The sequence below is a fragment of the Flavobacterium micromati genome, assembly GCF_900129585.1.
GTDB lineage: Bacteria > Bacteroidota > Bacteroidia > Flavobacteriales > Flavobacteriaceae > Flavobacterium > Flavobacterium micromati.
The window spans coordinates 216,363-229,944 of the sequence record NZ_FQWF01000004.1 but is presented as its reverse complement, the minus strand read 5'-3'; the positions used below and the strand labels follow the sequence as shown (position 1 = coordinate 229,944).

Here is a 13,582-nt window from a genome sequence, read left to right as displayed (position 1 = left end):
CTAAAAGCTATTTAATTCTTTAACGTAATATAAGGTTTCATTTAAAGGTGATTGATTACCTTAGACATATCAAAAATAATTACCTGAAATTATGCAAAATATTTCTTTCTATTAATGATCCGTCAGTTTGTTGCTATCATTGGTGAAAAATAATTATTGACTGCAATAGTTATTTGTAAAAAAAACGAGAAATTTAATTACTTAAAATGTCATGTTACGTTTGATAATTATCCAAATAATTTTTTGAAATTGTAAATAAAGACGACAATTCAAATTTTGAGTAACAATAAAATCCTATTTTTTTGTAAATTTGAGTAACTAGTTGATCTTTATCTTAACAGCAATTCATTATAATTTGTAATTAAACAGTTTAATTTTTTTTTAAATTAAAAAACACAACTATGCAAGTTCCAATAATCCGAAAAAATGTAGTTTTTACACCTGACTCCAAAAGAGTAGTTACCCGATATTTTATGAATGGTAAGCAACGCACTCAGAAAATGGTTAGCCACATCATGACGCTAGATGAGAAAAAGGTTAAATCTACCTTAGAACAAACGTTAAGAGAATTTGCTAGAAGACACAGGAATATAACAAAAGTGTTTTATAAACACTGTGAAAAAATTAGGGGAATTATTGAAGACATGCAAATTGATTACGCAAATTTATCAGATGAACGCAAAATGTTGATTGGCTCTTATTGCACGATGGAATATTCAATAGAGTCGGCAGCTTTTTTTAATCCTTCTATAGTCGAAGATTTTGACCAATCAGACCTAGAAGCTGGAGAAAAAAGAGTGATAATTTCGTTTCGTGCCACTGGTGAAGGTCATATATCGTCAATTGTTTTTCGAAGAGGAATTTTAGATAAAAACAATGATCTCCGAGTAATGAAAATTGGTAAAAATATTGACAAAGCCGAGGTTGGTCACAAAACTTTTTATAATAAGCAGCGCTTTATAAAAAAGTTAGAGGAAATGCATACTGCTGATAAATACCTTTCTTGCATCATGCAAGAGTTGCCAGAGGAATTTGAGTTTCTGGTTTTAAAAGATTTAGTAAACAAAGCATTGGCCAGTACTACGATACGTCAAGAAAAAAGAACCGCATTAGAAGAGATAATTTGGCTAGCAGACTCCTTTTATGATTTACAATTTAAACACGATTCTGATATTACAGAGCGCGTTATATTTCCTATTTCTGAGTCGGAAAGTCGTGGAATTGAAGATGCTCGTTTTGTGCGCTTTGTTGATGATGATGGATTTAACAGCGTGTTTGCAACTTACACAGCTTATAATGGACATACTATTCTTCCTAAATTAATTTCTACCGAAGATTTTTACACCTTTCGAGTGATGCCATTACACGGAGCTGGTGCACAAAATAAAAATTTAGCAGTGTTCCCTCGTAAAATTAAAGGTAAATATGCAATGTTATCACGAATTGATGGTGTGAATAATTATATTATGTTTTCGGAAAAACTAACACAATGGAATAATCCTATTTTGTTGCAAGAGCCAAGATACACATGGGAGTTTACACAAATTGGAAATTGTGGTTCGCCATTATGGACCTCTGAAGGTTGGTTAGTAATAACCCATGGTGTGGGAGCTATGAGACGCTATTGTATAGGAGCATCGCTTTTTGATTTAGAGGATCCTTCAAAAGAAATTGGCAGGTTAAAAGAACCTTTACTCTCACCATTAGAAGATGAACGTGAAGGATATGTTCCTAATGTTGTTTATTCCTGCGGTTCTCTTATTCATAACAACAGTCTTATTTTGCCGTATGCAGTTTCAGACTATTCATCTACTTATGGTGTTGTAGACTTGATTGACTTGCTGAATGCGTTAAAAAAGAGTAATTGATAGCAGTGTGTAAAATTGAATAAATTAATTTTATAAATAGAGCTTTATGTTAAGCTTTATAATTGACAAAAAATCACAAAAAAGGGGAAATTAATTTCCCCTTTTTTGTATTATTTAGTTCCGCAATCTACAGCGTCGAATTTATATTTTACTCGGTCAAAATCAATAGGTTCTCCTTTTACGAAATGCGAAGCTCCCATTGTTATTTGTATTTGTCCGTTACCTAAAATAAGTTGATTGTTCCGTTTTAAAAACGCCATTGGATTTTTTAAAGTTTTTTCTTTATAATCACCTTGAATAAAAGTATAGCTAGCAAATAAAGTATCACCTTTAAATTCACCTACAATTTCACCCGTTTTTACAGGCATATTATCAATTGCCATTACCATATCTCCCGTTACTTCTCCATTTTTAAAAGTATTAATTTTTAGGTTTAATGTGTCTTTTTCATAAATTGCTTTATAACAAGCCACACTTATTGGCTCTCCAACCTGCGTAACTGTGGGCGTTTTTTCAGCTTCTTTATTTTTACAGCTTGTAAATACTATAGATGCAAGCAACAAACTATATAATCCTAGGTTTTTCATAATACTTTTTTTTTAATTAATGTTTTTGTCAATCGCTAATTTACAAAGAAATAACGTGCGTTAGATAAAATTACAGCAGTAATTAACTTGGTAAATAGTTATGGAAAATTTAAAATACTAAAAATTAAGCGATTGAGTTTAATTCGCCAAATTCACTATTACCATTAATTTTGATTAAAAATTAAACCAAAATAAAGTATTTAGACAAGCTTAATTTAAAAAAATTACTTGTTTCTAATGGTGTATAAATTGAATTCTCGAGAACAATCAAATCTCATTTTATATTTTACAACTGTTAGCTAATTTTAGCACTCACTGCTCTTATTTCTCTTCTTAATTCTCTAACCATATCTTTTAAACTTTCAGCACTTAAATCATCTGGAATAAATTCTTTAGTAGCAATACTACAAGCGTATTCCCAAATTTCTAAAATCTCCGAAGCCTTTACCACATAAGGCAGGTACACCGTATTATCAGAATGTAGCATTAACGCGTTCTTTCCGTTTTTATTCAATCGCTTGTATACAATTCCTTCCGTTTTAGTAACTATGATATAGGTTTTGCCGTCCATAACATCGCCTAATCGTTCTACATATTGCCCTACAATAAACGAACCTTCTTTATGAGGTGGCATAGAATCTCCTTCAACAGGAAAAGCTCTAAATTTTCCATTTCGCAAAAACGGAAGTGAAATATGTTGTAGATTTTCTATATACTCAGGATCAGCATATCCTGATGCATACCCCGCTCTCGCTTTATGCGGTATTATTTCGATAACGTTTTCTCCTTCTTGATCTACCGCTATTGGCAATAATATTCTATTGTCCCCTAATTTTAGTAAGTCGTCAATAGGTATTTTTTGTACATCTACCGAGAGTAAAATGTCAATACTAACATAGAAATAATACGATATTCTTTTTAAAATATCATAAGGAGGTTCAGAGCTGCCGTCTTCATATTTAACATATCTGCCCCTTGTTATCAAAAGATTTTCAGCTAGTTTTTCTTGAGAAATACTCTTCTTAACTCTTAAATGTCTGATGTTGTCCGAAAATAAAGACATAGCTATTTTGTTATAAATTATAACTACAAATATAGTTTATTTTGTTACAACCTATACTAATTTTGTACTGTATTTTATAGAAAAGAATTATGGACAGAGCAATAGTACACATGGATTTAGATACATTTTTTGTATCGTGCGAGAGATTAACTAACTCAAAATTAAATGGTTTGCCTTTAATTATAGGGGGTGGAGACCGCGGCGTTGTTGCGGCTTGTTCGTATGAAGCACGAACTTTTGGTGTGCGTTCTGCAATGCCCATAAAAATGGCACTTCGGCTTTGTCCACAAGCTAAAGTGATGAAAGGTGATATGGAATTATACTCTAAATTATCACATGATGTTACTCAAGTCATAGAAGACAAAGCACCTATTGTGGAGAAAGCCAGCATTGATGAATTTTATTTAGACATTACTGGAATGGATAAATTTTACGGTTGTTACCAATGGACAAATGAACTTGCACACTCTATTACAAAAGAAACTGGATTGCCCATCAGTTTTGCATTATCCGTTAATAAAACGGTTTCTAAAATAGGCACAGGTGAATCAAAACCTGTGGGGAGATTAGAAATTCCAGAAATTATGGTAAAACCATTTCTAAATCCGCTTTCGATACAAAAAATTCCTATGGTGGGCGAAGTTACTTTTCAATTACTATCGCGTATAGGCATTAGAAATATACAAACCCTTTCAGAAATGCCTGCCGAAGTTTTACAACGAATGATAGGTAAAAACGGTCTTGAATTATGGAAAAAAGCAAATGGTATTGATAATAATCCCGTTGAACCTTATACGGAACGAAAATCAATTTCAACCGAACACACTTTTGTGCAAGACACCATTGATATTCATAAACTAAAATCGCTATTAGTAGGCATGGTCGAAAAACTAGCTTTTCAATTGCGTTCAGAAGAGTGGCTGACCTCAACAGTAGTTATAAAAATACGTTATGCTAATTTTGACACAGAAACAAAACAATGCAAAATAGCCTATACTTCATCAGATCATGCACTAACAAAAACAGTAACTGATTTATTTGATAAATTATACCAACGCCGAATGCGATTGCGACTCATTGGTATTCGCTTCAGCGGATTAGTTCGCGGTACTTACCAAATCAATATGTTTGACGATACTGAGGAAATGCTATCGCTTTACCAAGCCATGGATAAAATGAAAAAACGGTACGGCTTTGACGCAGTAGCGCGTTGTGCTGGTGCAACTCTTAAAACAAAAAACAACAATGTATCTTAATTGTCACTCGTTTCATAGCCTGCGTTATGGTACAATTCCATTAACTGAACTCGTACAACTAGCTGTAACTGCTAATGTGACAGCTATGGCTTTAACTGATATTAATACTGTTACTGGAATTTATGATTTTATCAAAGAGTGTAATGCTGTTGCTATAAAACCCATTGTAGGAATTGAATTTAGATACAACAACAAACTACTTTATATAGGTTTAGCTAAAAATGCCGAAGGTCTTGCGGAAATGAATCGGTTTTTGACGCAACATAATTTTGATGGTAGTCCCCTGCCTAATTCTGCACCCCAATTTCAAAATGTAACTATAATTTATCCTGTCGAAAATGTTCCTAATTGCTTTAGAGATTTTGAATTTCTAGGCATTCGCCCAGAACAATTACCACTGTTGTATCATCCTATATGGAAAAGTAAATTAGATAAAATGGTGGTTTTGCAACCAGTAACTTTCCGTACAAAAAAGGAATTTAATTTACATAAAATTCTACGTGCCATTGATACTAATATCATTTTATCAAAACTTACCGAGACTGATTATTGCAGCACATCTGAAATTATGATTCCGTTAGAACAACTATTAGAAAAATTTACAGACTATCCTGCAATAATTGAAAACACTGAAAAAATAATTACCGAATGCAATTTTGAATTTGAATTCAAAACCCCAAAAAACAAAATTAATTATACTTCTAATAGAGAAAGTGACATACAGCTTTTAACCAGTCTTGCCTACCACGGATTGATAAAAAAATATGGTAAAACTAATTCCGATGCACGCAATAGAGTAGAAAAAGAGTTAAAAGTTATCCATGAATTAAAATTTAGCGGTTATTTTTTAATCACTTGGGATATTATCCGGTATAGCAACAGCATGGGATTTATGCATATAGGTAGAGGCAGCGGCGCTAATAGCATTGTGAGTTATTGCCTTGGTATTACTGACATTTGTCCGCTTGAATTGGATTTATATTTTGAACGTTTTCTAAATGTAAATCGTAAAAGCCCACCTGATTTTGATATTGACTGGAGTTGGAAAGAACGGGATGTTATTCTAGAATACATTTTTAACAGATATGGTCGAGATCATGTTGCGTTTTGTGGTACTAATGTTGAATTCAAATACCGATCGATTTTTAGAGAAGTCGGAAAAGTTTTTGGTTTACCCAAAGAAGAACTAGATGCGCTGGCTAAAAATCCTATGCAGTTACACGATACTAATTCAATAGTTGCATTAGTGCAAAAATATGGAATGTTGCTCGAAAAATATCCCAATCAACGCAGTATGCATTCCTGTGGCGTATTGATTTCTGAGCAACCTATTACTAATTACACTGTTTTAGAAATGCCGCCTAAAGGATTTCCTATTGTATTATTTGACATGCATGTTGCTGAGGATATCGGTTTTGAAAAATTTGATATTTTGAGTCAGCGCGGTATTGGTCACATCGATGATTCTGTAAAACTGATTAAAAAAAATCGCGGTATTGACGTCAATATTCGAGATACGTCTATATCAAAAAATGAAGCAAAATGCAACGCGTTTTTAAGTAGTGGTAACACTATTGGGTGTTTTTATATCGAAAGTCCAGCGATGCGCGGTTTATTGCGAAGATTAAAATGTGAAAATTATAAAACGCTTGTAGCAGCATCATCTATCATTCGTCCAGGCGTTGCCCAAAGTGGAATGATGAAAGAATACATTTTTAGGCACAACCATCCGGATCGCTTTGAATATTTTCATCCCGTTTTCAAAGAGCAGTTGGGTGAAACTTACGGCATAATGGTGTATCAAGAAGATGTAATCAAGATTGCACTCCATTTTGCAGGAGTTCCAGCCTCAGACGGTGATATTTTGCGTAGAGCAATGAGTGGAAAAGGACGTTCATCAGCGGCATTACAAAAAGTAAAAGACAATTTTTTTAGATGTTGTGAACAAAAAGGGCATCCGCTAGCACTTAGTCAAGAAATTTATAGACAAATAGAATCCTTTGCAGGATACTCTTTTTGCAAAGCACATTCCGCTTCCTATGCTGTTGAAAGTTATCAAAGTTTGTATTTGAAAGTGCATTATCCCATAGAATTTATGGTGGCTGTTATCAACAATCAAGGTGGTTTTTATAGAACAGAAGTCTATGTTCATGAAGCTAAAATGTCAGGCGGAATCATTAAAACTCCTTGTGTAAATAAAAGTGAATATGAAACAACCGTGTACGGAATTGAAGTATTTCTGGGTTTTATGCATTTAGAAGGGCTTGAAACTAAAATAGCAAATCATATAGTATCTGAGCGTAACACTAATGGATTATACCAATCACTTGAGGATTTTATAAATCGAATTCCAATAGGTATTGAAGGAATTCAGTTATTGATTTTTATAGGTGCATTTCGTTTTACAGGTCAAACAAAAAATCAATTACTGGTAATAGCAAGATTGATATTAGTCAATTTCAAACCTGAAAATCGCAATATGATGCTGCTTCAAGAACCGGTTAAGGAATACAATCTTCCAGTGCTAGAACGCTCTCCATTTGAAGATGCTTTTGATGAAATAGAATTATTGAGTTTTCCTGTTTCTTGTTCGCCCTTTGATTTATTACAAACTAAATATCGAGGAGGTGTATTATCTAAAAACTTATTGGAATACCATAAAAAAACAGTCAAAATGCTCGCTTATCTTATTTCTCGAAAACAGGTTCCTACTAAAATGGGTACAATGTATTTTGGAACTTGGATCGATGCTGAAGGACATTTTTTTGACACCGCGCATTTCCCTAATAGCTTAAAACAATATCCGTTTCAAGGTGGCGGTTGTTATTTATTGTTAGGAACTGTAGAGGTCGATTACCACTTCCCTACCATTACTATCGTTAAAATGGCTAAAATGCCTTTTATTCCTGACCCAAGGTATTCTAATTCAAATGATAGACAGTACAAAGCACATCAACAAATTAAAGAAGATGTGAGTATGACGCAACGAGCACCTTATCCACAAGATATTAATTTGCCGCGGCATAAAATGAATACTATTTCTTCAGTTAAAAATTAAGCATGACTAAAACTAAAAGCAACTTTTGATCAACTAGCTTTGTTTGAGTAATGTGAATAAAATAATGTTGTTGTTTACTACTTGAGTTCAATTATTAAATACGAAAGTTAGGAATCGCGTAGGAAGATGTACTATTTGTATATGATTCAGTCAGAGTAAATTTTTATGGAGAATATGATGATAATTTATTTCTATAAAAATTTAATTTCATAGAATTAATTGCTTTAATTAGATCACAAAATGATACACACTTTTTTTAGTGTTTTTATTGAATAACCTATTTTACAGTTGTATTTTTGAATATCATTTGATGACAATCATTATATTCTAATTCTGATAAAAACGCAATTATGTCTCGCTACGACAAAATCAAAAATTTACCCATTTATAAAAAAGCAGCATTAATTTTCCAATTAGTAGACAGCTTAATGGCTTCTTTACCTGATGATGATTATCTTCAGGATACTAAAAATTTTATGCGAACAGATGCAATGATTATGCAAGCAAAAATTGTAGGTGCTGAAAGCGGCGATTTATATAGTATCAGGATGCAAAATGCTGCACTTATTAGAGAGCATGCCATGCATTTATATGTGCAAGTAGGAAGCTTGCGTTTTCACGAAAGTTACAAGGATTTAGAATACGTGAAACTAATTCGCAAAGAAATAGAAGAATTCCGATTGCTGTTTTTAGCTTGGGTCAATAATTTTGATCGTACAAATCATATTTGGGATGAATGGGGTTTATTTAATCCGCCAGGTGCTATTGAGCCTGATGAAGAGGAGAATTTTAAAGACGATGATTTTGATATAGATGATTTTTTAAACGATTTCTCAGATGGTGATGATGATGATGATGATGATGATGTTTAGTTCACTACGATAAATTAATTTAGAATGCATATGTAATTCAGGTCAAAGCTAGAATAACGTGTAAACTACTTCTGTTTTTTCTAATCAGTAAGTCCCCAATCTCTCCTTTACATCTGTAGATAAAAAGTCATTAAACAATTAAAAAAATCCTACTTCGCAAGAAACAGGATTTTACAGGAAGTCAAAAGTTATCCACTCATTTTAGTTATAATGTTAAAGCAATCCTTTTGGATTTGTTTTTGTTGTTTATCAGAACTCTATATATAATCTCAGAATGTTGTTTATCCTTCGTATATTGTATTTCACAATCTACTTTTTTAATACCCCAATTAGGATACTCTTTTATTAATTTTGAAGATAAAACATAGGGTAATTTAATTGATTTGTAATTTTCTTGACACGTCAATAACTGTCCATCTTTATCATATGATGCAGTAATAAAATTATTAGCTTGCTTAAATTTAACAATATAGTCACTGTCGATTTTGGACAGATAAACATCAGAAGTTTTAATATTATAATTAGCCACCGCATTCTGAAGATTTTGAACATTTACTGGAAATTCTTTATTGGTAACTGTAGTGAGGTATTCTGAATTAAGAATAGTTTCACTATTATTGTATACCAATGGATTGGGTAGTGCTAAATGAGCTATATCATTTTGAGCAATCGTTAGGTTGGTTAAGCCTATGAGTAAAAAAACCTTTAAGTAATTTTTCATGAGTTTTAGATTTTAAATTATTATTAATTTGATGTAGACATTAATGAAATGAATTATCAAAAATCTAACAGCCATACCGTTATTTTGATAAAGCAAATTAAATTAAATATTTAACCAAAACCATGAAATGTAGATAGACAGCTAATGTACAAGCAATAGATGATTGATAGACAATTTTAAAAAAACTCCAAGAAAAGGGTCTATAAATTTGATTTACATATATTTATAGATTTTGAATGAAGTCATCTAAATCAACACCCTCATGAAGGTTTAATTTTTTACGAAGGCGATAGCGACAGGTGTTAAATGAAGCTAAGGAGATGTTTTGTAAAGTAGCAATACTTCGACTATCCATTTTTAAGCGAAGTAAAGAACAAAGTCTGATTTCATTTTTACTCAATTTCGTAAACTGTTTAGTTAGTTTACTGTAGAATAAGTCACTCAATTTATCCAAACGCTCAAAAAATTCTTGAGTATCATTATCGACAGTTATTTTATTAAGGATTTCTTTTTCTAAAACAGTTAATAGCGCTAATTGCTCATTTGAAGTAGTAGTTTTAATATGTTTTATTTTTTCAGCCAATTCTTTTGCCCACTCTTGATTTTGTGTTAAGCTAATGGCAAAATCCGATAAATCTCTTTTTTTAGAATCTATTTCAGATTCTAACTGTTTGTTTTTTAATTCTGTAAGCTTTGAATTTTGTTCCGCAATTAACAGCTTGTTTTTCGCTAAAATAATAAGCCCTTTTCTGCGAAAGTAAAGAGCAATTAAAAAACAAATTAAAAATATTGATAGAATAGAAACAATCCATAATTTAGAACGCTGGCTATTTATTTTATTCTCTTTCATTATTCTGTCGATCTTAAAATTTAAGGCCACACGGTTTAAAGAAATCGTATTAAGTTCTTCTTGCCATTTCTTATCTGCAGTTTCAGAAACAATATTAATACTATCTATTAAAAAAATTTGTTTTAAAGCAACTTCATCAGACTGCTTAAAATTACCTTGAGCACGATATAAAATCCCTCGAGCTTTTAAAATTTCTAACTTAGAACTCGGATTTAGATCATTTTCAAATTTCAGATTAACGATAATGTTTTGTAGTCTTTTGAACGTTTGTTCCGCTTGCACTAATTGCTTCAGCTTTACTTCAGTTTCAATCACTTGTGTTCCAGCACTTATTATTCGCGGCAAATCATAGCGTTCAGTAATTTCATTTTTGAAGAAACTATATAAATCAAAATTAGATTTGTACAATGGCAATGCTTTTTCAGGTTGATTCTTATCAATATAAACATCAGCCATATTATCACGAATACTTCCTAGCAAAGAATGATTTGGGAATTTTTTCAAAGTAATTTGGTATGCTTTATTATAATACAATAAAGCAGAATCTAGCTCTTTTTTGTTCAAGTAAAAAAATAGTCCATAATTATTATATGCCGAAGGGTTATAGATATTATCGTGATTTTTTATAAACTTAATATTCTTTTTATGTGCTAGTGCAGCACTATCTAATTTGTTTACTTTTGCATAATTATCTGCTAAAGAGCTGTAAGAGAAAGTAATGTTTTGAACAAAGGTGTTTTTTTCATCAGAAGTCAGTTTATTAGAATATCCATTATAATATTCAAAAAAGACATTATACCATTTTATAGATTCTATAGGAAACCCGATTTCTTTAAACCAATTACCAGCTTGCAAATAGCAATGCATTTTAAAAGCATAATGATTATCAATTAAAAATAATAAATCTAAACGCTTATAATGTTGAGCTAAATAAGTTTGAAGTTGAAGTTCTGTAAACGATTCTCGCAAAAAAGTTCTAAAATGTCCCTTAGGAAAAGACTTTTCCATTGAGGCAGATATAATATTATACTCTTTTAAAGCCTCATCACTACTTAAAACTTTCTGCCCCTCACAAAAAAAAGGTGTCGCTAAACAAATAATAGGAAATAGATGCTTGAAAAAAGACATTGTTTTTGTTGTTTATCGGTTAAGTATACAGTACACACAACGCTATACAGCTAGCAAAATAGTTTTGTTAATCGCTGACATTCACAAAGATAGCTAAATTTTATAGTCAAATAAATTCGTCCGAACAAAAATTAATATATAATTCTTACTCAAAGTTGTAGTAAACTTTATGGTGCTTTGTAGTTACTAAAAGGTTTCTGTCTATACAATTAGTGACCAAAATAATCTCAGTGATTTTACTCAAATTATTAATATACTTTACCACAATGTTTTTACCACAATTTCTAACGTTGCGCAGGCAAAAGTAAAATAGAATTTCGCTTATCTGAATTACATTTAAGCTGCCTATAAATTGAGGAAATATGCATATTTAGAGCAATAGCTATTTGGGTTTTACAGACGTTTTGTTGCAACAGAATTTCTAATTTGTATCTTTGTTCAACGGTAAAATGTTTCTGGCTTTGCATATTTTAGTTGAGGATCAAGTAAGACAAATTTCCCCATTTCAGCAAAAAGGAAAAGGAATTAATTTCTTTTCTTTGTCCTGAAAAAAATAGTCATCTTCCTATGCAATTCCTAACTTTCACATTTATAAATGAACCCAAGGAATTATAAAACTTAAATTTGCAATAAACAACACCTACTAAAAAGATGGATCAAGATAAATTTATTTTCTGCCTTGAAGCCGTTCCCGATGTGGAATTAGAAAACAATACCGAAGTAGTGCAACACTTGGAGCAACTAGCGCTTGAGCATGGATTAGCGAGTATTTATAAAACCTGTGACACTATCGAGGGACTTGAAGAAAGTCTAAACGCATTACTTTATGACGATCATAATTTTAAAGATTATGAAGTAATCTATTTTGTCATGCAAGGGCAAGAAAATACCATTTGTATTCATGATTATTATTATAGTTTAGAAGAAATAGCAGAACTATTTGAAGGAAAATTAAAAGGTAAAATTGTTCATTTTGCCAATGAAAAAGTGTTAGATTTAAGTAATGACGAAGCACAATATTTTATAGATGTTACAGGCGCCAGAGCAGTTTCTGGCTATGGAGCAGCATTCAATAATTTAAGCAGTATACATTTAGACAAAGTTTTTTTTAGCTTGTTCCAAGATCAAGATGACTTAGTTGAAATTGTGGAGGAACTACATCAAAAATATTATGCAATTTGCAAACTTTTGGATTTTAGGTTGTATTATTAAAAAATATAAAACCGTTCTGAACAACATTATAGCAAACTTTTTAGATTTATATAGTATTAATTACATAGTAAAACTAATAGTATAAACTTGAAATAAATTAAGCATTTACGAAATCTAAAAAGGTTAAAACTAACGATGCCTTTTATTTCTAACTAAGTATTTAAATTGTAAATTTGGTTTTCATTGTTGTTCTTTTATCAATACAATAATTTCTTCAACTTAAACATTCGATCTAAAATAAATATAATGCAGAATATGACACAAGAAATGAAAAAATATGAAGTGCATTTGATAGAGAAAAGTCAGTTAGAAATTACTGGAAAGGGCGATAACACTTTATGGAATCAAGCAACAATCCTGACTGATTTTACTTCGCCTTGGGACGCAGCCTTACCGGCAAAAATGGAATTTAAAGCATTATGGGATGGTGTAAATCTATTTTTTTGTTTTACGGTTTTTGATACACTAATTCGTATTGATAAAAAAGATGATAGCATTCAAAGTATAGGAAATTCAGATAGAGTTGAACTTTTTTTTAGACCTGATAACTCACTCAATCCTTACTATTGCTTAGAAATAGATACCGCGGCGAGAATTATGGATTTTGTTGCGTATCCAAATAAGAATTTTGACTTTGAATGGAATTGGCCGCAAGGTCAATTAGAAGTTAAATCGTCCATACAAGATAAGAGCTATACTATTGAAGGAAGTATTAGTATTTCATCATTGAAAATGCTAAATATTTTAAACGATAACAAAATTGAAACTGGAATATTTAAAGCAAAATATAATGAAATAGAAAAATCAATCTTTGAACCCACTTATATTTCTTGGGTTGATCCCGATAGTAAAACTCCAAATTTTCATCTTCCTTCTTCTTTTGGCGTACTACATTTAGAAAATAGACTTTCCATTTAGAAAACCATAAAAAAAGAGAATTTGATATTCGAAATTAAATTTCGTCTAT

At 31.4% G+C, this 13,582-nt stretch carries 10 protein-coding genes and 1 pseudogene; 6 read left to right on the top strand and 5 right to left on the bottom strand.

Annotated features, from left to right (window positions below; translation table 11 throughout):
• The first annotated feature begins 401 nt into the window (after positions 1-401).
• Positions 402-1,868: a glycoside hydrolase family 130 protein gene (locus tag BUB42_RS06115; RefSeq protein WP_073018189.1), complete on the top strand. Its 1,467-nt coding sequence runs from the start codon at positions 402-404 to the stop codon at positions 1,866-1,868.
• Between the two features lie 110 nt (positions 1,869-1,978).
• Here the strand turns inward: BUB42_RS06115 and BUB42_RS06110 are convergent, their stop codons facing one another.
• Both BUB42_RS06110 and BUB42_RS06105 read right to left on the bottom strand, forming a co-directional pair.
• Entirely contained in the window at positions 1,979-2,455 is a 477-nt protein-coding gene (locus tag BUB42_RS06110; protein WP_073018187.1) for a hypothetical protein, read from the bottom strand.
• Between the two features lie 295 nt (positions 2,456-2,750).
• The gene (locus tag BUB42_RS06105; RefSeq protein ID WP_073018185.1) at positions 2,751-3,518 is read right to left on the bottom strand and encodes an XRE family transcriptional regulator; all 768 of its coding nucleotides are present in this window, start codon (positions 3,516-3,518) and stop codon (positions 2,751-2,753) included.
• An 89-nt stretch (positions 3,519-3,607) separates the two neighbouring features.
• Here BUB42_RS06105 and dinB point away from each other — a divergent pair, with 89 nt between their 5' ends.
• The 3 genes from dinB (at position 3,608) to BUB42_RS06090 (ending at position 8,704) form a co-directional block, all read left to right on the top strand.
• Positions 3,608-4,774, top strand: coding sequence for a DNA polymerase IV (gene dinB / locus BUB42_RS06100; protein ID WP_073018183.1), 1,167 nt, complete (start codon positions 3,608-3,610; stop codon positions 4,772-4,774).
• A complete protein-coding gene (locus BUB42_RS06095; RefSeq protein ID WP_073018249.1) occupies positions 4,764-7,832 on the top strand; it encodes a DNA polymerase III subunit alpha in 3,069 nt (1,022 codons plus the stop codon). Before dinB ends, BUB42_RS06095 begins: the two co-directional genes overlap by 11 nt.
• A gap of 350 nt (positions 7,833-8,182) precedes the next feature.
• Complete coding sequence (locus tag BUB42_RS06090) at positions 8,183-8,704, top strand: hypothetical protein (RefSeq protein ID WP_211517674.1); 522 nt, start codon at positions 8,183-8,185, stop codon at positions 8,702-8,704.
• Positions 8,705-8,909: 205 nt separating this feature from the next.
• On the opposite strand, the gene BUB42_RS06085 is transcribed toward BUB42_RS06090, so the two are convergent.
• The 3 genes and pseudogenes from BUB42_RS06085 to BUB42_RS16990 all read right to left on the bottom strand — a co-directional run.
• Positions 8,910-9,425, bottom strand: a complete 516-nt coding sequence (locus tag BUB42_RS06085; protein WP_073018181.1) for a hypothetical protein — start codon at positions 9,423-9,425, stop codon at positions 8,910-8,912.
• Positions 9,426-9,648: 223 nt separating this feature from the next.
• Entirely contained in the window at positions 9,649-11,403 is a 1,755-nt protein-coding gene (locus BUB42_RS06080; RefSeq protein WP_073018179.1) for a hypothetical protein, read from the bottom strand.
• 311 nt (positions 11,404-11,714) lie between these two features.
• A pseudogene (locus BUB42_RS16990) lies at positions 11,715-11,870 on the bottom strand (IS30 family transposase); the annotation flags it as partial.
• A gap of 184 nt (positions 11,871-12,054) precedes the next feature.
• Here BUB42_RS16990 and BUB42_RS06070 point away from each other — a divergent pair.
• Positions 12,055-12,615: a DUF6642 family protein gene (locus tag BUB42_RS06070; protein ID WP_073018177.1), complete on the top strand. Its 561-nt coding sequence runs from the start codon at positions 12,055-12,057 to the stop codon at positions 12,613-12,615.
• A gap of 246 nt (positions 12,616-12,861) precedes the next feature.
• Positions 12,862-13,533, top strand: a complete 672-nt coding sequence (locus BUB42_RS06065) for a sugar-binding protein (RefSeq protein WP_244533885.1) — start codon at positions 12,862-12,864, stop codon at positions 13,531-13,533.
• Positions 13,534-13,582: the final 49 nt, after the last annotated feature.